This is a genomic window from Pseudomonas sp. NPDC089395 (assembly GCF_044749525.1).
Classification (GTDB): Bacteria; Pseudomonadota; Gammaproteobacteria; order Pseudomonadales; family Pseudomonadaceae; genus Aquipseudomonas.
This window is the reverse complement of record NZ_JBIVID010000004.1, coordinates 138,767-157,585: the sequence shown is the minus strand read 5'-3', so window position 1 is coordinate 157,585 and position 18,819 is coordinate 138,767. Positions and strand designations below refer to the sequence as shown.

Sequence of the window (18,819 nt, the reverse complement as noted above, 5' to 3'; positions counted from 1 at the left end):
TGTCTTTTTACATAATCTGGCAAAAATGGATCCAATATCTTTGCGAAGCGCCGAGCTATGGCTTAGTGTTCAAGGGTTACTACCGTTGCCACCGGACGACAACGTGATCCATAAATGGACTTAAGGTACTGCCCGTGCAAACGCTCACTCGCGCCCGCCAACAGATTCGTGAACGGGTGCAGGCCAATGAATTCGCTGAACTCAGCCGCTACATCGATAGCCTTCAAGTGCGCTGGCAGCAGGCGCCGCCCGGCGACTGTCCCGCGTACATGGAGGCGGTCCAGGGGCATATGCTGGTCGACTGGGATGTCGGCAGCAGCAAGGCGCTGACACAGCTGCTCAAGGCGTGGATAGACGCCTGTCCCAAGGCCTACCATCCACAGGTTGCGATGGGCTTTCACTGCTTCAACCGGGCGTGTCACATCCGTGGCAGCGCTGCCGACGATGCCGTCTCGCAAGAGCGCAGGCTGGCTGCAGAGCAGGCCTGTGAAATGGGCGCGGCGCACTTCCTGCGGGCCATGGAACGCAGCCCGCAACCCGTCGCTGCTGCTATCGGGATGCTGCAGATCAGTGCGCATTTCCATGAGCCGGGCTGGCTGGTCGAACTGTTTCGCGGCCAGGTAGCGCGCTTCCGTCCCAGCGCACATGCTGACGTGGAAGTGCAGGAGGCAGCGGCACCCTTGTTGGTCAAGCATGGCCTGGCACCGCTGGTGGAACTGCCGCAGGCATTGCCAGGTTGCCTCGATGCGCGCCGGCCTGACGGGGAGGGCGCCAAGGACTACTGGCTTCGTCATGCGCTGGCCTGGAGGCCTGGCTGCTACGAGGCGATCGAAGCCTATGCTCGCTACCTGACGCCGCGCTGGGGCGGCAGCTTTGACGCGATTGACCAACTCGTCAGCGGTCCGCTGTGCCAGTACTGGAGCGAGCGGCAGCGCAATGCGATCCGCTGGTTGGCTGTGGAAGAGGCGTTCTGGCTGCCGCGAGCCGTCCAGTCGCCACAGATCGCGGCATGGCAGCAAACCTTCGAGGCGTGGACGCAACATGACCTCAGGGCCAGGGAACGTGCCACGTTGCTGGCCTTGCGCGGCGCGTTGCGCTACGCCTCGCTGCAGGATTACTCCGGCGCGCTGCTCGACTTCGTCGCCAGCGTCGAGCTTTACCCTGACCATGGTTTCGTGTCGAGCATCGGTGAGCCTTTTTACAGCTTTGCCTGCCTCGTGCTGTTCCACGGCGGCGAGGGCGCCACAGCGGCCTTTCGCGATGCCATCGAGCGCCTGTGTGAAAGCCGCATGCAGGCAGCCGCTTGCGCACTGCGGGCCGTGGGGCACCAGTTCGGTTTGTGGGGTTTCCGACAATCCGCCGAACAGGCGCGCGTCTGGTTGCACGCTGCGGTAAATCGCCAGTGCGGGCGCGAGGGCCTTGGCTTCGATGTGCTCGAAGTGCCGCGCTTGCTTTGGGCCGCGAACCTGCACGAGGCAGCGTATTTCCTCTACCAGCAGTGCGCCGAGCGCAACTTGCCAGACGCCGCCGCCGCGCTCTATGAGCTGCACTGCGGCCGGCTGGCCAATACCCCCGAACACTACCGGGATGCCGCATCAGCGGAGCATTGGTTGTTGTGTGCCGCGCAGTCAGGCAGCCAGATGGCCAAGTACGACCTGGCCTGCCAACGCCTGCGTGGCGGCGAAGCGTTGCATGAGCGCAGTGCGATGCTGGCGGTCAGGCGCTTGTTGCTCGATTGCCTGGGCAACGAACAACTCGATGCCCTTGCGCGCTTGCAACTGGGCATCCTGCAACGTACATACGGCGATGCGCGCGAACGTGCAGAGGCGGTCGCCTATCTGCTGGAGTTGGTCGAGTTCCCGGATGCGCAAGTCGCCGGGCGTGCCTGCGCGGAGCTTGGACTTGCCTGGATGCACGGGCAGGGTACGCGCAAGCAGAGCCGCTTCGCCGCCATTGAATGGGTGAATCGTGCGGTCGCGCTGCGGCCGGGTGATCTTGTCATCGAGCACATACGCGCGCAGATACTGAATTCGCACAGCGTAGTGAAGACCTTGATCACTGTCTGCGGTGCGACGTTGTTCCGGGGCGATCTGGATGCAAGGGAGCTGCCGCCCAAGGCCGGCAGTGCGGAACAGGACTGCCAGCGGGCTTCTGCTTGAGCGCGAACTTTCTAGGGCTTGGCGCCGAGGATGATGTGCGACGCCTTGATCAACGCCGTGGCTTTCACACCGGGGGCCAGGCCCAGCTCCTGCACCGCTTCGCGGGTGACGATGGAGAACACTTCGGTGCCGCCCGCCAGCTTCAGTACCACTTCGGCATTGACCGCGCCGTCGCCGACCCGCAGCACTTCGCCTTGCAGGGCGTTGCGCGCGGAGAGCTTGTAGCCATCGGCATCGGTCATCAGCACTACCCATGGCGCCTTGACCAGCGCGACGGCTTGCTTGCCGACGTTGATGTTGAGGTTGTGCAGGCTGGCCATGGTCACGACTGCCACCAGCTTTTCGCCGCCTGACAGGGTCAGTTCGACTTCGGCATTGACCGCGCCAGGCTGAACGGCGCTGACGGTACCTTCAAAGACGTTGCGGGCACTGACTTTCATGTGAACCACTCCTTTAACTGACGGGTTTTTATTCCTGTGCAGCCGGCGCCATCCGGGCTTCCAGCTCGGCAACTTGTTTTTCCAGGGCCTCCAGGCGTGCGCGGGTGCGCGCCAGGACCACCATCTGGCTGTCGAATTCTTCGCGGCTAACCAGGTCCAGCTTGCTGAAGGCACCTTGCATCAGCACTTTGAACTGGCTTTCCAGTTCTGCGCGGGGCTGGGCGGTATCACTGCTGAAAAGGCGCGAGGCCTGGTCGCTCAGGGCGTCGAGAAGGGCTTTGGGCGCGAGCATGTGCGGCTGTCCACTGAATCGGAGAAATGGCTCGCAGTGTAGCACGGGGAAAATCTGCCTTTGATTGCACATTTTTCGAGCAGCCCGCGAGGCTGGCGCGCACCGAAGTTGTGCATCTTTTCAATGCTGGCGACTGGCCAATTCCGACCATTTAACGCAACACCTTGTTTTCCCGCGCTTTGCTGGAACTGGCAAGGTTTCTGCAACGCCCATTGCGAGCCATGCACTGATGCAGTTCTTTGTGACCAAGCAGTGCGCACGCGGAGCCGGATACCGACGACGCGTTACAAAGCTAACCGCTGCGCTTAGACTTGAGACGGGTTTGTTTTCCTGGGGCAAGTCCACCAAATCGGGAGAGAGTTTCATGAAGCTAGTCACAGCCATCATCAAGCCGTTCAAGCTGGACGACGTACGCGAGTCGCTGTCGGAAATCGGCGTGCAAGGCATTACCGTCACGGAAGTCAAAGGCTTCGGGCGGCAGAAGGGCCACACCGAGCTGTATCGCGGTGCGGAGTACGTGGTCGACTTCCTGCCCAAGGTGAAGATCGACGTGGCCATCGACGACAAGGACCTCGATCGCGTGATCGAAGCGATCACCAAGGCGGCCAACACCGGCAAGATCGGTGACGGCAAGATCTTTGTGGTGAATCTGGAGCAGGCGATCCGCATCCGTACCGGCGAAACCGATACCGACGCGATCTAAGCGCCGAAAAAAGCCTCACCAAACCCAACGCCCCAGGAGAAAACAACATGACTCTGCGTAAGATCGCAGGGCTAGGAGCCCTATTGTCCCTCGTAATGCCGGGCCTTGCCCTGGCAGAGGAAGCTGCCCCGGTGCTGAACTCCGGCGACACCGCCTGGATGCTCACGGCCACGGCGTTGGTGCTGTTCATGACCATCCCTGGCCTGGCCCTGTTCTACGGCGGCATGGTGCGTTCGAAGAACGTGCTTTCGGTCATGATGCAGTGTTTCGCCATCACCGGCCTGATGAGCATTCTCTGGGTCATCTACGGCTACAGCATGGCCTTCGATACCACCGGTATGGAAAAGGGCGTGCTCAACTTCAATTCCTTCGTCGGCGGCTTCTCCAAGGCGTTCCTCAGCGGCGTCACGCCATCGGGACTGACATCGGCCACCGCCCTGTTCCCTGAGGCCGTATTCATCACCTTCCAGATGACCTTCGCCATCATCACCCCGGCGCTGATCGTCGGTGCCTTTGCCGAGCGCATGAAGTTTTCCGCGATGCTGGTGTTCATGGGCATCTGGTTCACCCTGGTCTACGCACCTATCGCGCACATGGTCTGGAGCGGTGACGGCGCGCTGATGTGGGACTGGGGCGTACTCGACTTTGCGGGCGGCACCGTGGTGCACATCAACGCCGGTATCGCTGGCCTGGTCTGCTGCCTGGTGCTGGGCAAGCGCAAAGGCTATCCGACCACGCCGATGGCCCCGCACAACCTGGGCTACACCCTGATGGGCGCGGCCATGCTGTGGATCGGTTGGTTCGGCTTCAACGCCGGTTCTGCGGCGGCGGCCAACGGCACTGCCGGTATGGCCATGCTGGTCACTCAGATCGCCACTGCTGCCGCCGCGCTGGGCTGGATGTTCGCCGAGTGGATCGGCCACGGCAAACCCAGTGCCCTGGGCATCGCCTCTGGTGTGGTTGCCGGCCTGGTCGCCATCACTCCGGCGGCGGGTACCGTGGGCCCGATGGGCGCTTTGGTGATTGGTCTGGTCTCTGGCGTGATCTGCTACTTCTGCGCCACCAGCCTCAAGCGCAAGCTGGGTTATGACGACTCGCTCGATGCCTTCGGCGTGCACGGCGTCGGCGGCATCATCGGCGCCATCCTCACCGGTGTGTTCGCGGCACCGGCGCTGGGAGGCTTCGGCGCGGTCACCGACATCGGGGCGCAGGTCTGGATTCAGGCCAAGGGTGTGATCTTCACGGTGGTCTACACCGCTATCGTCACCTATGTGATCCTCAAGGTGCTGGATGTGGTGATGGGCCTGCGGGTCAACGAAGAAGTAGAATCGGTCGGTCTCGACCTGGCTCAACACAACGAACGCGGCTACAACCTGTAACTGCGACGCTGGAAAACGTGCCCGGCTTGCCGGGCATTTTTTTGTCTTTTTTTTGCCTTTTCCTGCAGTGCAAACGGTTTATCACTCACGTTCGCGACGCAGGCCAAAAACTTACAAGAAGCCAGGCATTGATGACGCTTTGCTTTTTCCACGGGCGCGCTAGAATGCGCGCCGAAGGGTGTTGGACGAGCAGTCCCCACGCTTTCCCAGCCTTTGCTAGGCTTGCCAGTAGCGTGTGGCCAGCAGGGGTTCAAGGATTTTCTCAGGCCCTGCCAGGAGCAGGGCCTGCTGGGTGCCGCCTCCCATCAGGAGCGCAGACCCAAGGGCAGTGGCCAACCCACGGCCAGTTGAATTTTCACTGGTGGCTGCCGGTCTACGGCTGCACTGGTCTATAACTAACCTGCTTTTCGCAAGTCATGAGGTAGAACATGAGCGACGACGATCTGGAAAATGATGACCTCGAAGTAGGCGACGAAGACGAGGGTGATGAAGGCCTCGAAGCGGCGGCTGACGACGGTGTCGAAGACGCTGGCGAAGACGACAGCAGCCCGGCCCCCGCGGCCAAGGGCAAATCCAAGGCGGCTGTCTCGGTAGACGAGATGCCGAGCATGGAAGCCAAGCAGAAGGAACGTGACGCCCTGGCCAAGGCCATGGAAGACTTCCTGGCGCGTGGTGGCAAGGTTCAGGAAGTCGAGGCCAACGTGGTCGCCGATCCTCCCAAGAAGCCGGACAACAAGTACGGCAGCCGCCCTATCTGAGTGGCTGATTGCAAAAAAGCCCGCCGTCGCTGCGGGCTTTTTTGTGCCTGATGGATTTGTGTTGCCTCTACCGGCCCATTCGCGGGACAAGCCCGCTCCCACAAGCCCACTATTGAGCCTGTGGGAGCGGGCTTGTCCCGTGAATGGGCCGCAGAGCGGCCCCTGTCAGCGCCAGCGCGAAATCACGTCGGGTAGCTGCGACAACCGTTGAATCTGCGCATCCGGCGCCTGTTCACCCGCCCACGCCTTGCCCTGCGGGTTGAACCACACCGCACGCAACCCGGCGCGCTGCGCCCCGCCAATGTCATCGCCGGGGTGGTCGCCCACATGCACCGCCGCGCCTGCTTCGACCTCGCCGCGCTTCAGCGCTTCAAGGAACGGCGCCGGATCCGGCTTGCCGATCCCCAGATCCTCCGCACACAGGGCAAACTTGAAGTAATCCGCCAACCCCAGGCGGCGCACATCGGCGTTGCCGTTGGTGACCACGCCCAAGGTGTAGTGATGGCGCAGAATCTCCAGCACCGGCTGCACCTCGGGGAAGACTTCGACCTGGTGCCGAGCATGCAGGAACACCTCGAACCCTTCGTTGGCCAGCTCCTGCGCGTGCTTCTCGCTGTAGCCGACCGCTTCCAGGGCATGGAACAGCACCCGCCGGCGCAGGGCACTGATCCGGTGCTTGAGACCGGGCTCGGCCTGCACCAGGCGTTCACGGATGGCGAACAGGTGCTCTACCGGCACGCCCCCGAGAATCGGCGCATTGGCCTGCAGCCAGTCGCGCAGCACGACTTCCGCGCTGGCGATCACCGGCGCGGTGTCCCACAGGGTGTCGTCGAGGTCGAAGGTGATCAGCTTGATGCTCATGAGTCAGTGCCCTTGCTGCGTTTGGCCCGAGGGTGGGCGCTGTCGTACACCGCGGCCAGGTGCTGGAAGTCCAGGTGGGTGTAGATCTGCGTGGTGCTGATGTCGGCGTGGCCGAGCATTTCCTGCACCGCGCGCAGGTCCTGGGACGATTCCAGCACATGGCTGGCGAAAGAATGGCGAAGCATGTGCGGGTGCAGGTGTTGGCCCAGTTCACGCTCGCCGGCTGCCTTGACCCGCATCTGGATGGCCCGTGGGCTGAGCCGATTGCCCTGGCGGGTGATGAACACGGCGTTGTCGCGTGGGCCACCGATGCCTCGCAGCTTGAACCAGGCCTGCAGCGCCTCGCGCGCCTTGCGCCCAACCGGCAGCACGCGCGCCTTGCCGCCCTTGCCCAGCACCTGGACCAGCCCGGCGCCGAGGTCGAGGTATTCGAGGTCGAGCTGGGTCAGTTCGGACAGGCGCAGGCCGGACGAATAGAACAGCTCGAGGATGGCCTGGTCACGGCGGGCGATGAAATCGTCGTCGACGCCGCCATCGAGCAACTGCAGGGCACGGTCGGTGTCCAGCACCTTGGGCAGCCGGCGCTCGCCCTTGGGCGCGCTCAGGCCGCTGGCCGGGTCGTGCTGGCACAGGCCTTCGCGATTGAGATAGCGATACAGACCGCGAACAGCCGACAACAGCCGTGCCAGGCTGCGTGAGGACTGGCCTTGGTGGTGCTGGCGGGCAACAAGCTGGCGCAGTTGCTGAATCTGCAGGTCGCTCCAGCCCGCGATGCCCTGGTTGTGGCAGTACGCGATGACTTTGTCGAGGTCGCGCCGGTAGGCCAGCAGGGTGTGTTCCGACACCTGGCGCTCGTTGCGCAGGTGTGCGCAATAAGCTTCCAGCTGGCGTTCCATCAGCGCACCGGACGCAGGGTCTGGGTCAGGCGCGGGACTACCCGGCCGAGCACTTCGGCGATGTAGCCGAGGAACAGCGTGCCGACGCTGCTCTTGTAGTGCTGAGGGTCACGGCTGCCGATCGCCAGCACGCCGTGCAGCCCTTGGTATTCCAGTGCGGCGACGGCGCTGGAGCCCACTTCGAGGCGTTGCTCCTCACCGAACAGGAAGGCCAGCTCTTTCTCGCGCAGGTTGCCGCTGACCGTCTTGCCGCCGCCCAGCAGCCCACCGATGGCCTGCTGGGCCTCGGCGTTGCTGACCCAGCGGCCGACCGGTGCGGCGTTGTCGCCGAACAGGATCAGGCTGACGAACGGCACCTGGAACTCCTGGCGCAGGCTGTCTTCGACCGCCATCACCACTTCTTCCAGGCTGCCAGCGTCGAGCAGGTCGAGGATCAGCCGGCGGGTCTTGTCGAACAGCCGGTCGTTGTCCCGGGCCACGTCCATCAGTTGCGACAGGCGATGGCGCATTTCGATGTTGCGGTCGCGCAGCAGCTTGAGCTGGCGCTCCACCAGCGACACGCTGTCGCCACGCTGGTGGGGGATGCGCTGTTCGACCAGCAGTTCGTCGTGTTCGGCGAAGAAGGTCGGGTGGGCGCGCAGGTAGGCGACCACCGCTTCGGCATCGAGCTCACTGGACTGCTGGGGTACAACCTGGGGCTGATCGGTCATGGCGGTTACTCGCTTAGAGACGAACCTGTCCTTCGTAGACGCGCACGGCTGGGCCGGTCATCAGCACAGGCTTGCCGGGGCCGGCCCATTCGATGTTCAGACGGCCACCGGGCAGGTCGAGGGATACCGGAGAATCCATCCAGCCTTGGCTGATGGCAGCCACGGCGGCGGCACAGGCGCCGGTGCCGCACGCCTGGGTCTCGCCCGCGCCCCGTTCCCATACGCGCAGGTTGGCGCGATGGCGGTCGATGACCTGAATGAAGCCGGCGTTCACCCGCTGCGGGAAGCGTGGGTGATTTTCGATCTTCGGGCCCAGGGTCTCCACCGGCGCGCTGCGCACGTCATCGACGCGCAGCACGGCATGCGGGTTGCCCATGGAAACGGCGGCAATCGAGTGGACCTGACCATCGACTTCCAGCGGGTAGTTCAGCGCCTGCTCATCGGCAACGAACGGGATCTCGGCCGGAACGAAGCGCGGTGGGCCCATGTCGACGCACACCTGGCCATCGTTCTGCACGTCCAGCACGATGATGCCGCTCTTGGTTTCCACGCGGATGCGTTTCTTCGCGGTCAGACGCTTGTCCAGCACGAAACGGGCGAAGCAGCGCGCGCCGTTGCCGCACTGCTCGACCTCGGAGCCGTCGGCATTGAAGATCCGGTAGCGGAAGTCCACTTCCGGATTGTTCGGTGCTTCGACGATCAGCAGCTGGTCGAAGCCGATGCCGGTGTGGCGGTCACCCCATTGCTTGGCGTGCTTGGGCTGGATGTGGGCGTGTTGACTGACCAGGTCGAGGACCATGAAGTCGTTGCCCAACCCATGCATCTTGGTAAAGCGCAGCAGCATGGGTTCACTCCGGCAGCAGGCTTTCGCCAGCGTACAGTTCGGCGACGGTCTCGCGACGGCGCACTTCGAAAGCCTGGTCGCCGTCGACCAGGATTTCTGCGCAACGGCCACGGGTGTTGTAGTTCGAGCTCATGACGAAACCATAGGCGCCCGCCGACTGTACGGCCAGCAAGTCGCCTTCGGCCAGGTTCAGCTGGCGGTCCTTGGCGAGGAAGTCGCCGGTCTCGCAGATTGGCCCGACCAGGTCGTAGGCACGGCCTTCGCCTTCGCGTGGAGTGACCGCGCTGACGCCCATCCAGGCCTGGTACAGGGCCGGGCGGATCAGGTCGTTCATCGCCGCATCGATGATGGCGAAGTCCTTGTGTTCGGTGTGTTTGAGGTATTCCACGCGGGTCAGCAGGGCACCGGCGTTGGCCACGATGTAGCGGCCCGGCTCGAACACCAGGGCCAGGTCACGGTCGCCGACGCGCTCGCGAATGGCCTTGATGTAGTCAGCTACCAATGGCGGCTCTTCATCGCGATAACGCACGCCGACACCGCCGCCGAGGTCCAGGTGGCGCAGGTGGATGCCACATTCGGCAAGGCGGTCGATCAGCACCAGCAGGCGGTCGAGGGCGTCAAGGAAAGGGTCGACGGTGGTCAGCTGCGAACCGATGTGGCAGTCGACGCCGACCACTTCCAGGTTAGGCAGCTGCGCGGCACGTACGTAGATGGCTTCGGCGTCGGCAATGGCGATGCCGAACTTGTTCTCTTTGAGGCCGGTGGAGATGTACGGGTGGGTACCGGCATCGACGTCCGGGTTGACCCGCAGCGAGATCGGGGCAACCTTGCCCATCTCGGCGGCCACAACCTGCAGGCGCTCGAGCTCGTCGGTGGACTCGACGTTGAAGCAGTGCACGCCGACTTCCAGGGCGCGGCGCATGTCTTCACGGGTCTTGCCGACGCCGGAGAACACCACGCGATCGGCCCGCCCGCCTGCGGCCAGCACACGCTCCAGCTCACCGCCGGAAACGATGTCGAAACCTGCACCCAGGCGCGCCAGGATGTTCAGCACGCCAAGGTTGGAGTTGGCTTTGACCGCGAAGCAGACCAGGTGATCGACACCTTGCAGGGCGTCGGTATAGCTGCGGTACTGGGCTTCGATGTGGGCACGCGAGTACACGTAGGTGGGGGTGCCAAAACGTTCGGCGATGGCCGACAGGGCCACGCCTTCCGCGAACAGTTGACCGTCGCGGTAGTTGAAAGCGTTCATGTGATTTCCTTACTCAGCAGGCGACTGCTCGGGCTCGATGGGCTGCTCGTCCTGCGGCTGTACCGCCGGCGCGTGCTGGTGCTGATGCGACTTGTGGCTGCCTTTGCCATCCTTGCCATCTTCAGGCAGGTACAGAGGGCCTTTCTGACCGCAGGCCGAAACGAGGCAGGCAACCGCGACCAGCGCCGCAAGTGAGGAAATCAGGCGCTTCATGGGTGAAATCCTTTGAAATATGCAGTATTGCGCCCGAGTATACCGAGCGACCGGCGGATTGCCTATGCAAGAGCCGGTCCGCCGGGCGGGCTATGCTTGTGGGCCAGCGGCTAACCTTTGCATTCAGCGCCAAGCGCCCGTATCTTGCCCGGCTTGCCTGTAATGCAGCCAATTTCGAGGTTCCTGCAATGAGTTTGAGCGAAGCGCGTTTCCATGATCTGGTCGACGCCACCCAACAGGCTTTGGAAGACCTGTTCGACGAGAGCGGCATGGACCTGGACATGGAGAATTCCGCCGGCGTCCTGACCATCAAGTTCGACAACGGTAGCCAGCTGATCTTCAGCCGCCAGGAGCCGCTGCGCCAGCTGTGGCTGGCCGATCGTTCCGGTGGCTTCCACTTCGACTACGACGAAGAGAGCGGCAAGTGGGTGTGCGAGAAGAGCGAAGAGCTGCTGGGCGAAATGCTCGAGCGCATCGTCTGGGAGCGAGCCGGCGAGAAGCTGGACTTCGACGAGATCTGACATGACTGCCCAGGCGCGGCCAGCCAAGCCGCTGTACAGCAACATCAGCCCCGCGGTGCCTTCGCCGTGCATCAGCGTCTGCCGGCTGGATGAGCACAAGGTGTGCACCGGCTGCCATCGACACGTCGAGCATATTCGTGAATGGCGCTCGGCCGACGATGAACGGCGCCGGCAGATTTGCCGTGAAGCCGAGGCCTTGCGCGCACGGGCTTGAGTATTTGCCCGTCTGTGGTAGTGTCGAGGCATGCGTCGCTGACGCCACAGTATTCACAAACCCCGCCCTTGGGCGGGGTTTTGCTTTATCTGCCCATCGAAAACCGCCTGTTAAAAGGAGCCTGACTGGATCATGAGCACCAAGCCTTCCCTCATCCTTACCCGATTGGACGTACAGCGTCTCGAGCGCCTGATCGACAGCCTCGACGAAAGTACGCCGGGTGTGATCGCCCTGCAGGAGGAGCTGGACCGCGCCGAGCAAGTGGTCAGCCATGAGGACGTGCCAGCCGGTGTGGTGACCATGAACTCGCGCGTGCACTGCCGCGAAGAGGCCAGCGGCAAGGACTACCACCTGACGCTGGTGTACCCGAAGGATGCAGGCGGCGAGGGCAAGGTCTCCATCCTGGCGCCCATTGGTTGCGCGTTGCTGGGCCTGTCGGTGGGCGAGCAGATCGACTGGCCGGCGCCGGGGGGCAAGACCCTGAAGCTGAAGCTGCTGGAAGTTGAATATCAGCCGGAAGCGGCGGGTGATTTCGACCTCTGATTCAAGGCTCCAGGGTTGCCTGCAACTGCGCCAACCCATCATTGAGCGCCTGCTCGAGCGCTCGCTTGTAGCGCAAGTACAGCAGGGTCGAACCCTGCTCATCCTCGAGCAGCTCTGACAGGTCCAGGTCGGTGATATAGCAGCGGTAGTGCCCGGCACTGCGGCGCTGGCCGAGGATCTGCCGGGCGACCACGGCATACAGCTCGTCACCATGTTCCAGTTCGGAAAACTCCTGCTGGTCGCAATATAGCGTGACATGCACTTCATCACCCGCGCCGGCCTGCAGAATGGCTTGCACCTCGTAGTACGGCTGGCCGTTGCCATCGCGTGGCGCTGGGCGGGCCTCGCTGCTGCGCGCCTTGCCTGGCCCTGAAGGCAGCAACTGGGCGTAGTGGATCTGCAGCGAAGCCTGCTGCACATAGTCCAGTGGCAAGCGCGCATCGCGGCGCATTACCACCGAGCGCAGAAAGCGCTGAATCGGTAGCAGCAGGTGGCTTTCGTCATGCAGCGGCAGACGCTGCTGCCACAGGGCGTTGTATTCATCCAGTACATAAAGGTCGGCCCAGCCGTCGAGCAGGCGGTAGAACACCTGGATGCAGTCGGGGCGGCCTTGTTCCAGCACCAGCGGCAGGTCGTGGTCCTGCAAGGCATTGGCATCCAGGTGCAGTGGGCTGTAGACGTTGCGCTCTTCACCCAGACAATCGAGCACGGCGGCATGCCCGCTCAGCGTCGTCAGGTTGACCTGCCCGGGCAGCAGCTCCAGCACATGGGTATGCTGCGCCACTTGCAGCAGGAAGCGGTAGTTGCGGCCCTGGTCGAGCAGCAGCTGCACGGTGTCGAAAATGTCCTCGACCCGCTGGCTGATGGCTTGCGCGCGGTTGTGGCAGAAGCAACGCACCCGCACCCGCGGGCGGTGGCTGCGCTGGCCGAGACTGTTGAGGAAGTCGCGCAGGCAGCGCAGCAGGGCGTGCTCGCCGTCGTAGCGCTGCACCAGCACTTCGTTCCAGCTGTTCAGGGTGATCTGGTCGAGCGTCAACACCAGATTTTCGCGAACGCCTGCGTAGCTCAGCGAGTCGGTGCGCTCGGTGGTCATCAGAATGTTCAGGTCGCGGTGGTGGCGCAACGGGTCGACGCCAACGTTGACCAGCAAGAGGATCTCGTCGGCCACGCTGGGTTGCAGCAGGCGCACTTCGCTGACCGGCTCCAGCGGCAGGGGGATGCTCTGCTGCAGGCTGCCGATCAGGTTGAACAGTTCGAATTCGCTGAGGTCGCTTTCGCCGGGGTGCAGCGCCAGGCGCGTGCTGCTGTCGATGACGCCGTTGCGGTGGGCCCAGGCCAGCAGTTCGAGCAGCTCGCGGCAGCGCTTGATCGGGCTGAAGTGCTCCCATTCGTGCACGCCCAGGTTGCCGTTGTACAGCCCCCAGTGGTGACTGCCGGGCTCTTTTCGGTTCGGTGACTGGACCAGGGTCAGGGTGTCTTCGGCGAGGTCTGGGGCAATGCTGGGGTTGATCACTTCGATCTTGCCGGCGCGGCGTTCGAAAGCGGCGTACAGGCGTCGGCCGAGGACATTCAGGTCGCGCTGGTCGGCGCGATTGCTGGTGTTCTGGTTTTGGGCAAACTGGCCGAGAAAGCGATAGCTATGGTTCAACTCGGCCACCAGTTCGCGGCGCTCGACCGCTACCTGGCGCACCTTCCATTGGCTGCGGCTGTCGAGCAGGGCCAACTGGCGTTGGTCCCAGCCCCATTCGTCCGCCAGGCGTTGCAGAAGCCGGCGTTGCCAGCCGTTGTTGCGGGTGCGGTCGAGGCCGCTGAGCTTCTTGTTGACCTTCAGGTACAGGCTGCGCCGTACCAGTTCCAGGCGCGTGGTTTCGCCGCGTTGCTGCAGGTAGTGTTCGATCCGCCGGTAGACCATGACATAGGGGTCGAGCTCGTCGAGGTCCAGGCGGTTGGCGAACACTGCCTGCTTGTAGTCCAGGCTCAGGCAGCGCACGGCGGGATGCTCGCTGGCGTACACCTCGGTCAGCAGCAGCTTGAGCAGCGACTTGTACGGCGAGTCGATGCCCTTGAACAGCTGCCACAACCCGGCCCCGACGAACTCGCCGGGCGGGATATGCGCCAGGTGGCCGAGGTCGACGGCATCGGTGCTGCGGATGAAGCGTTTGGTCAGCAAGGTGTCGCTGTAGCGCTGGTAGTTCTGCTCTTCGTAGACCGGTACCAACCACCACAGCGGCGTGCGCCCGGCCAGCCATATCGCGGTGCGGTAGAACTCATCGAGCAACAGGTAGTGCTGGGTCGTGCCGCAGTCGTCGGAACTGAGCTGGCCGTCGCGCTGGCCTTTGGCGAAGCTCTGCGGGTCGATCAGGAAAAAATGCGCTTCGGCGCCCAGGCTGGCCGCCCAGGTTTCGAGCAGCTGGCATTTGCGCTGCAGTTCTTCGCGCGGGCCTTCGGCCAGGCCAGGGGCGTGGCAGACCCACAGGTCCATGTCGCTCTGCTCGGCCTGGGCCAGGGAGCCGAGGCTGCCCATCAGGAACAGGCCGTGGATGGGTCGGTGGGGGTTACCCAGGCGCGTCTTGTAGCTGAACGAACGGGCCAACCGCTGGCCTTCGGCAACCAGATCGGCAGAGGGCTCGAAGCCTGATACGCCCGCTGGCGTGCTGCCGGAGACATAGCCGGGCAGCAGCGGATGGTTGACGTGGAACAGCAATGGCAGGAGGGTCAGCACCTGTTGCTGGCGTGTCGAAAGCCCCTCCATGGCGCGCTCGAGCCGGCCTTGGTTCAGCTGCAGGAATCGCGCACGCAGCTTCGCCAGCACCTTGCGGTCGATGCCGTCGTGCAGGTCTGGGCGGATTTCGTGGGGCTGGTTCATTGCGCACTCAGGGGCAGGCTGGGGAGCTGAGGCGAGTTTAACCTGAGTGGAGCACTCGGATAAGCAGCGTGTTGGTTTTTGACGCCATTTTTCTAGCGTCTGTGCGGGCCCTATCGCCGGCAAGCCGGCTCCCACATCGATCACCGCTGACCTTGTGGGAGCCGGCTTGCCGGCGATAGGGCCGGTACAGGTTTACGCAGGCTGCGGGGTCTTGAGAATGTTCAGCAGCAGTTGCACGCTCTCAGCCGCGTCGTGCCCCAGGCTGGTGAGGTATCCGCCATCGGGCTGGTCGGTCAACTGCTTCTCGTGCAGGCGTTTTGCCGCGGCGACAAGGGCGGGTGCTGCGTTCGCGTGAATCTTGATGCCTTCCTGGCTGCTGTCCAGGTTGAACAGGGCGAGTACTTCCAGTTCGGCGATCAGTTCGGGGGTGAAGGACATGGCGACTCCTGACTTCCAGACAAGGATGGCGGCACCGCCAGCGGTGCCTGATCCTGGAGTGTAGTCGGGTTATTCGTCCTCGCCTTGATCTGCCTCAGGTGGCAGCTCGGGAAGCGCGCGCAGGGCGGTTTCGTACCACTCGGCGTTGAATGGGCGATCCTCTGCGAGCATGTTGTCGATCTCGATGGCGAGTACATGGGCCATGAGATTGAGGATGTCTTCGCGCTCGTAACCGACCAGGCTCAGCTTGTTGAACGTGGCCTTGGCCGCCGGCGGTTCGCCGCTTTCGATCTGGTTCTCGATGGCCTGGGTCAGCGTTGCCTCGGCGAAGGCTTCGTCGTCGTCATTGTCGATGTCGGTGGGCTCGCTCATGGCGCTACTCCTGATGTGGGGGATACAGTTTGCCACGCCCGCGCTGGTCATGCCTTGCCGATCGGTCTATAAAAGCCGGGCCATCCCCCTACGGCCTGGAGGCTGTTACCCATGCTCAAGCTTCACGGATTCGCGGTCAGCAACTACTACAACATGGTCAAGCTGGCGTTGCTGGAAAAAGGCCTGCCGTTCGAGGAGGTCACGTTCTATGGTGGACAGGCGCCGCAGGCGCTGGAAATCAGCCCACGTGGCAAGGTGCCGGCGCTGGAGACCGAACACGGCTTTCTCAGCGAGACCAGCGTGATCCTCGACTATATCGAGCAGAGCCAGGGTGGCAAGGCGCTGCTGCCGGCCGACCCGTTCGAACAGGCCAAGGTGCGCGAGCTGCTCAAGGAAATCGAACTGTACATCGAGCTGCCGGCACGTACCTGCTATCCCGAGTCGTTCTTCGGCGCGTCGGTGGAACCGTTGATCAAGGAACGTGCACGGGCCGACCTGCTGGCGGGGTTTGCCACGCTCAAGCGCAATGGCCGCTTTGCACCTTATGTGGCGGGTGAAGAGCTGACACTGGCTGACTTGATGTTCTGCTTCTCGGTCGATCTGGCCTATGCAGTGGGCAAGAAAGTACTCAACGTCGACTTCCTCGCGGACTTCCCGGAGGCCAAGGCGTTGCTGGAGAAGATGCGCGAGAATCCGCACATGGCGCAGATCGTGGCGGACAAGGAGGCGTCGATGCCGGCCTTCCTGGAGATGATTCGCAGCGGCAAGCGCTGAGGGCAGGGGCCGCTTTGCGGCCCTTTCGCGACGCAAGGCCGCTCCTACAGGGAATCGCGTACCCCTGTAGGAGCGGCCTTGTGTCGCGATAGGGCTGCGAAGCAGCCCCAGGGTCTAGATCAGCGCGAAGCCAGCAAAGCCTTGCCGCGCACGACAGCTGCACGCACCTGCGCCGGCGCCGTACCACCAATGTGGTCACGCGCATTCACCGAGCCTTCGAGCGTCAGCACGGCGAACACGTCCTGCTCGATCTGGTCGCTGAACTGGCGCAATTCTTCCAGGCTCATCTCTGCCAGGTCCTTGCCGGTATCGACGCCATACTTCACTGCATGACCGACGATTTCGTGGCAGTCGCGGAACGGCAGGCCACGGCGTACCAGGTAGTCGGCAAGGTCGGTCGCGGTGGAGAAGCCGCGCAGGGCCGCTTCGCGCATGATCGCATGGCGCGGTTTGATCGCCGGGATCATGTCGGCAAAGGCACGCAGCGAATCGCGCAGGGTGTCGGCGGCGTCGAACAGCGGCTCCTTGTCTTCCTGGTTGTCCTTGTTGTAGGCCAGCGGCTGGCCCTTCATCAAGGTCAGCAGGCCGGTCAGGGCGCCGAACACACGGCCGCTCTTGCCACGCACCAGTTCAGGGACGTCCGGGTTCTTCTTCTGCGGCATGATCGAGCTGCCGGTGCAGAAACGATCGGGCAGGTCGACGAACTGGAACTGCGCGCTGGTCCACAGCACGAGCTCTTCGGAGAAGCGCGACAGGTGCATCATCGCCACGCTGGCAGCGGCGCAGAATTCGATGGCGAAGTCACGGTCCGAGACGCCGTCCAGCGAGTTGCCGGCCACGGCTTCGAAGCCCAGCAGCTTGCAGGTCAGTTCACGGTCGATCGGGTAGGTGGTGCCGGCCAGCGCGGCGCTGCCCAGGGGCATGCGGTTGGCGCGCTTGCGGCAGTCGACCAGGCGCTCGTAGTCGCGGCTGAGCATTTCGAACCAGGCCAGCAGGTGGTGGCCGAAGGTGACCGGCTGGGCTGTCTGCAGGTGGGTGAAGCCCGGCATGATGGTGTCGGCTTCACGCTCGGCCTGCTCCAGCAGGCCCTGCTGCAGGCGGGTGATTTCGGCCAGGATCAGGTCGATTTCGTCACGCAGCCACAGGCGAATGTCGGTGGCCACCTGGTCGTTGCGGCTACGGCCGGTATGCAGCTTCTTGCCGGTGATGCCGATACGGTCGGTGAGGCGGGCCTCGATGTTCATGTGCACATCTTCGAGGTCCACGCGCCAGTCGAAGTTGCCGGCCTCGATCTCGCCCTGAATGGTCTTCAGGCCGTCGATGATGGTGTCGCGTTCGGCATCGCTGAGCACGCCGACCTGCGCCAACATGGTGGCGTGGGCGATCGAACCCATGATGTCGTGGCGGTACAGGCGCTTGTCGAAATCGACCGAAGCGGTGAAGCGGGCGACGAAGGCGTCGACGGGTTCACTGAAGCGGCCGCCCCAGGACTGATTGGTCTTGTCGGTGCTCATGGATTCACTCGTTGAAGGCGTGAACGAAAAAGTGCCGCCGATAATAGCAGGGTTGGGCGTGCCGCCGAAGGACGCCGGTCGAGAGAAATCTGCGGCAAACCAGGGTAAAGGTGGGCGAAGCGGATATTCACCGATTGAACGGCAGTGTTCCACGGACCGTCTACAGTTGGACAAAGGACTGGCGGTGAATCTGCCGGCTCAGTGAATCTTTGGCCTTCGCACTGGTCTAGAGCGTGACCGCAGTGTCGCTCGACCTGCATCTGTCTACGCTATACCTGTGCGAGACTCACTCAGGAATCCAGAGCAATTATGAATGTCCTGATCGTTGATGATGAACCCCTGGCCCGTGAACGCCTGACGCGGCTCTTCGGGGAACTGGAGGGGTACACCGTGCTGGAGCCCAGCGCCACCAACGGCGAGGAGGCCCTGGCCCTGATCGAAAGCCACAAGCCCGATGTGGTCCTGCTGGATATCGGCATGCCGGGCCTGGATGGCCTGCAGGTCGCCGCTCGCCTGTGCGAGCGCGAGGCACCCCCGTCGGTGGTGTTCTGTACCGGTGACGATGAATACGGTGCCGAGGCGTTCAAGGACAGTACCCTCAGCCATGTAACCAAGCCAATCCAACCCCAGGCCCTGCGCGAAGCGTTGCGCAAGGCAGAGAAGCCCAACCGTACTCAGCTGGCGGCCTTGACCCGGCCAGGCAGTGAAGGCGGGGGGCCGCGCAGCCATATCAGCGCGCGCACGCGCAAGGGCATCGAGCTGATCCCTTTGCCGCAGGTGATCTATTTCATTGCCGACCACAAGTACGTGACGTTGCGCCACGAAGCCGGAGAGGTGCTGCTCGATGAGCCGCTCAAGGCTCTGGAGGACGAGTTCGGCGAGCGATTCGTGCGGATCCACCGCAACGCCCTGGTCGCCCGCGAGCGCATCGAACGCCTGCAGCGTACGCCGCTTGGGCATTTCCAGCTGTTCCTCAAAGGCCTGGACGGTGACGCCCTGACCGTCAGCCGACGGCACGTGGCTGGCGTGCGCAAGATGATGCAGACGCTCTGAACAGGTTCTGCGCATCT

Annotated in this window: 21 protein-coding genes; 9 read left to right on the top strand and 12 right to left on the bottom strand. The window is 63.3% G+C overall.

Annotated elements, in window-relative coordinates; all coding sequences use genetic code 11:
* The first annotated feature begins 134 nt into the window (after window positions 1-134).
* Entirely contained in the window at window positions 135-2,159 is a 2,025-nt protein-coding gene (locus ACIPZG_RS11475) for a DUF4034 domain-containing protein (protein WP_400713594.1), read from the top strand.
* 11 nt (window positions 2,160-2,170) lie between these two features.
* On the opposite strand, the gene ACIPZG_RS11470 is transcribed toward ACIPZG_RS11475, so the two are convergent.
* Both ACIPZG_RS11470 and ACIPZG_RS11465 read right to left on the bottom strand, forming a co-directional pair.
* Window positions 2,171-2,599 carry a molybdopterin-binding protein gene (locus ACIPZG_RS11470; protein ID WP_400713591.1) on the bottom strand — a complete coding sequence of 143 codons (429 nt, stop codon included), beginning with the start codon at window positions 2,597-2,599 and terminating at the stop codon, window positions 2,171-2,173.
* A 28-nt stretch (window positions 2,600-2,627) separates the two neighbouring features.
* Entirely contained in the window at window positions 2,628-2,891 is a 264-nt protein-coding gene (locus ACIPZG_RS11465) for an accessory factor UbiK family protein (protein WP_008091866.1), read from the bottom strand.
* Between the two features lie 364 nt (window positions 2,892-3,255).
* Between ACIPZG_RS11465 and glnK the strand changes: the two genes are divergently transcribed.
* From glnK to sutA, 3 genes are all read left to right on the top strand, one after another.
* Window positions 3,256-3,594, top strand: a complete 339-nt coding sequence (gene glnK, locus ACIPZG_RS11460) for a P-II family nitrogen regulator (RefSeq protein WP_002555808.1) — start codon at window positions 3,256-3,258, stop codon at window positions 3,592-3,594.
* A 47-nt stretch (window positions 3,595-3,641) separates the two neighbouring features.
* Window positions 3,642-4,973 carry an ammonium transporter gene (locus ACIPZG_RS11455; RefSeq protein WP_400713588.1) on the top strand — a complete coding sequence of 444 codons (1,332 nt, stop codon included), beginning with the start codon at window positions 3,642-3,644 and terminating at the stop codon, window positions 4,971-4,973.
* Window positions 4,974-5,401: 428 nt separating this feature from the next.
* Window positions 5,402-5,731: a transcriptional regulator SutA gene (gene sutA, locus ACIPZG_RS11450; protein ID WP_008091863.1), complete on the top strand. Its 330-nt coding sequence runs from the start codon at window positions 5,402-5,404 to the stop codon at window positions 5,729-5,731.
* Between the two features lie 165 nt (window positions 5,732-5,896).
* Here sutA and ACIPZG_RS11445 read toward each other — a convergent pair whose 3' ends face one another.
* Genes ACIPZG_RS11445 through ACIPZG_RS11420 form a run of 6 tightly spaced genes read right to left on the bottom strand, consistent with a single transcriptional unit; the run spans window position 5,897 to window position 10,507 of the window.
* Window positions 5,897-6,592, bottom strand: coding sequence for an HAD family hydrolase (locus ACIPZG_RS11445; RefSeq protein ID WP_400713585.1), 696 nt, complete (start codon window positions 6,590-6,592; stop codon window positions 5,897-5,899).
* Window positions 6,589-7,488: a tyrosine recombinase XerC gene (gene xerC, locus ACIPZG_RS11440; protein WP_400638716.1), complete on the bottom strand. Its 900-nt coding sequence runs from the start codon at window positions 7,486-7,488 to the stop codon at window positions 6,589-6,591. Before xerC ends, ACIPZG_RS11445 begins: the two co-directional genes overlap by 4 nt.
* Window positions 7,488-8,198 carry a DUF484 family protein gene (locus ACIPZG_RS11435; RefSeq protein ID WP_008097786.1) on the bottom strand — a complete coding sequence of 237 codons (711 nt, stop codon included), beginning with the start codon at window positions 8,196-8,198 and terminating at the stop codon, window positions 7,488-7,490. Before ACIPZG_RS11435 ends, xerC begins: the two co-directional genes overlap by 1 nt.
* Before the next feature lie 13 nt (window positions 8,199-8,211).
* Entirely contained in the window at window positions 8,212-9,042 is an 831-nt protein-coding gene (dapF, locus tag ACIPZG_RS11430; protein ID WP_008097788.1) for a diaminopimelate epimerase, read from the bottom strand.
* Between the two features lie 4 nt (window positions 9,043-9,046).
* Entirely contained in the window at window positions 9,047-10,294 is a 1,248-nt protein-coding gene (gene lysA, locus ACIPZG_RS11425; protein ID WP_400638717.1) for a diaminopimelate decarboxylase, read from the bottom strand.
* 9 nt (window positions 10,295-10,303) lie between these two features.
* Window positions 10,304-10,507, bottom strand: a complete 204-nt coding sequence (locus ACIPZG_RS11420; protein WP_400638718.1) for a lipoprotein — start codon at window positions 10,505-10,507, stop codon at window positions 10,304-10,306.
* 188 nt (window positions 10,508-10,695) lie between these two features.
* On the opposite strand from ACIPZG_RS11420, the gene cyaY reads away from it, so the two are divergent.
* The 3 genes from cyaY (at window position 10,696) to rnk (ending at window position 11,785) form a co-directional block, all read left to right on the top strand.
* Window positions 10,696-11,028 carry an iron donor protein CyaY gene (cyaY, locus tag ACIPZG_RS11415; RefSeq protein ID WP_400638719.1) on the top strand — a complete coding sequence of 111 codons (333 nt, stop codon included), beginning with the start codon at window positions 10,696-10,698 and terminating at the stop codon, window positions 11,026-11,028.
* 1 nt (window position 11,029) lies between these two features.
* A complete protein-coding gene (locus ACIPZG_RS11410; RefSeq protein ID WP_008097795.1) occupies window positions 11,030-11,242 on the top strand; it encodes a DUF1289 domain-containing protein in 213 nt (70 codons plus the stop codon).
* 132 nt (window positions 11,243-11,374) lie between these two features.
* Window positions 11,375-11,785 (top strand): nucleoside diphosphate kinase regulator, encoded by a 411-nt coding sequence (gene rnk, locus ACIPZG_RS11405; RefSeq protein ID WP_400713582.1) that lies wholly within the window; start codon window positions 11,375-11,377, stop codon window positions 11,783-11,785.
* 1 nt (window position 11,786) lies between these two features.
* Here rnk and ACIPZG_RS11400 read toward each other — a convergent pair whose 3' ends face one another.
* The 3 genes from ACIPZG_RS11400 to ACIPZG_RS11390 all read right to left on the bottom strand — a co-directional run bounded on the left by ACIPZG_RS11400 (window position 11,787) and on the right by ACIPZG_RS11390 (window position 15,461).
* On the bottom strand, window positions 11,787-14,651 hold the full coding sequence (locus tag ACIPZG_RS11400; protein WP_400713579.1) for a class I adenylate cyclase: 2,865 nt from the start codon (window positions 14,649-14,651) through the stop codon (window positions 11,787-11,789).
* Window positions 14,652-14,843: 192 nt separating this feature from the next.
* Complete coding sequence (locus ACIPZG_RS11395) at window positions 14,844-15,089, bottom strand: TIGR02647 family protein (RefSeq protein WP_008090821.1); 246 nt, start codon at window positions 15,087-15,089, stop codon at window positions 14,844-14,846.
* Window positions 15,090-15,158: 69 nt separating this feature from the next.
* Entirely contained in the window at window positions 15,159-15,461 is a 303-nt protein-coding gene (locus ACIPZG_RS11390) for a hypothetical protein (protein ID WP_008090823.1), read from the bottom strand.
* Window positions 15,462-15,572: 111 nt separating this feature from the next.
* On the opposite strand from ACIPZG_RS11390, the gene ACIPZG_RS11385 reads away from it, so the two are divergent.
* A complete protein-coding gene (locus tag ACIPZG_RS11385; protein ID WP_400713576.1) occupies window positions 15,573-16,235 on the top strand; it encodes a glutathione S-transferase in 663 nt (220 codons plus the stop codon).
* Between the two features lie 119 nt (window positions 16,236-16,354).
* On the opposite strand, the gene argH is transcribed toward ACIPZG_RS11385, so the two are convergent.
* Window positions 16,355-17,749 carry an argininosuccinate lyase gene (argH, locus tag ACIPZG_RS11380; RefSeq protein ID WP_008099466.1) on the bottom strand — a complete coding sequence of 465 codons (1,395 nt, stop codon included), beginning with the start codon at window positions 17,747-17,749 and terminating at the stop codon, window positions 16,355-16,357.
* Window positions 17,750-18,058: 309 nt separating this feature from the next.
* Between argH and ACIPZG_RS11375 the strand changes: the two genes are divergently transcribed.
* A complete protein-coding gene (locus ACIPZG_RS11375; RefSeq protein ID WP_008099465.1) occupies window positions 18,059-18,802 on the top strand; it encodes a LytTR family DNA-binding domain-containing protein in 744 nt (247 codons plus the stop codon).
* Window positions 18,803-18,819 lie beyond the last annotated feature (17 nt).

What these genes read in the sequence shown, in the direction of transcription:
- dapF (WP_008097788.1), bottom strand. Translation starts at nt 9,042, where the DNA reads ATGCTGCTGCGCTTTACCAAGATGCATGGGTTGGGCAACGACTTCATG.
- ACIPZG_RS11435 (WP_008097786.1), bottom strand. Translation starts at nt 8,198, where the DNA reads ATGACCGATCAGCCCCAGGTTGTACCCCAGCAGTCCAGTGAGCTCGAT.
- ACIPZG_RS11410 (WP_008097795.1), top strand. Translation starts at nt 11,030, where the DNA reads ATGACTGCCCAGGCGCGGCCAGCCAAGCCGCTGTACAGCAACATCAGC.
- xerC (WP_400638716.1), bottom strand. Translation starts at nt 7,488, where the DNA reads ATGGAACGCCAGCTGGAAGCTTATTGCGCACACCTGCGCAACGAGCGC.
- glnK (WP_002555808.1), top strand. Translation starts at nt 3,256, where the DNA reads ATGAAGCTAGTCACAGCCATCATCAAGCCGTTCAAGCTGGACGACGTA.
- lysA (WP_400638717.1), bottom strand. Translation starts at nt 10,294, where the DNA reads ATGAACGCTTTCAACTACCGCGACGGTCAACTGTTCGCGGAAGGCGTG.
- rnk (WP_400713582.1), top strand. Translation starts at nt 11,375, where the DNA reads ATGAGCACCAAGCCTTCCCTCATCCTTACCCGATTGGACGTACAGCGT.
- ACIPZG_RS11465 (WP_008091866.1), bottom strand. Translation starts at nt 2,891, where the DNA reads ATGCTCGCGCCCAAAGCCCTTCTCGACGCCCTGAGCGACCAGGCCTCG.
- ACIPZG_RS11375 (WP_008099465.1), top strand. Translation starts at nt 18,059, where the DNA reads ATGAATGTCCTGATCGTTGATGATGAACCCCTGGCCCGTGAACGCCTG.
- ACIPZG_RS11445 (WP_400713585.1), bottom strand. Translation starts at nt 6,592, where the DNA reads ATGAGCATCAAGCTGATCACCTTCGACCTCGACGACACCCTGTGGGAC.
- ACIPZG_RS11470 (WP_400713591.1), bottom strand. Translation starts at nt 2,599, where the DNA reads ATGAAAGTCAGTGCCCGCAACGTCTTTGAAGGTACCGTCAGCGCCGTT.
- ACIPZG_RS11395 (WP_008090821.1), bottom strand. Translation starts at nt 15,089, where the DNA reads ATGTCCTTCACCCCCGAACTGATCGCCGAACTGGAAGTACTCGCCCTG.
- argH (WP_008099466.1), bottom strand. Translation starts at nt 17,749, where the DNA reads ATGAGCACCGACAAGACCAATCAGTCCTGGGGCGGCCGCTTCAGTGAA.
- ACIPZG_RS11390 (WP_008090823.1), bottom strand. Translation starts at nt 15,461, where the DNA reads ATGAGCGAGCCCACCGACATCGACAATGACGACGACGAAGCCTTCGCC.
- ACIPZG_RS11455 (WP_400713588.1), top strand. Translation starts at nt 3,642, where the DNA reads ATGACTCTGCGTAAGATCGCAGGGCTAGGAGCCCTATTGTCCCTCGTA.
- sutA (WP_008091863.1), top strand. Translation starts at nt 5,402, where the DNA reads ATGAGCGACGACGATCTGGAAAATGATGACCTCGAAGTAGGCGACGAA.
- ACIPZG_RS11400 (WP_400713579.1), bottom strand. Translation starts at nt 14,651, where the DNA reads ATGAACCAGCCCCACGAAATCCGCCCAGACCTGCACGACGGCATCGAC.
- ACIPZG_RS11385 (WP_400713576.1), top strand. Translation starts at nt 15,573, where the DNA reads ATGCTCAAGCTTCACGGATTCGCGGTCAGCAACTACTACAACATGGTC.
- cyaY (WP_400638719.1), top strand. Translation starts at nt 10,696, where the DNA reads ATGAGTTTGAGCGAAGCGCGTTTCCATGATCTGGTCGACGCCACCCAA.
- ACIPZG_RS11420 (WP_400638718.1), bottom strand. Translation starts at nt 10,507, where the DNA reads ATGAAGCGCCTGATTTCCTCACTTGCGGCGCTGGTCGCGGTTGCCTGC.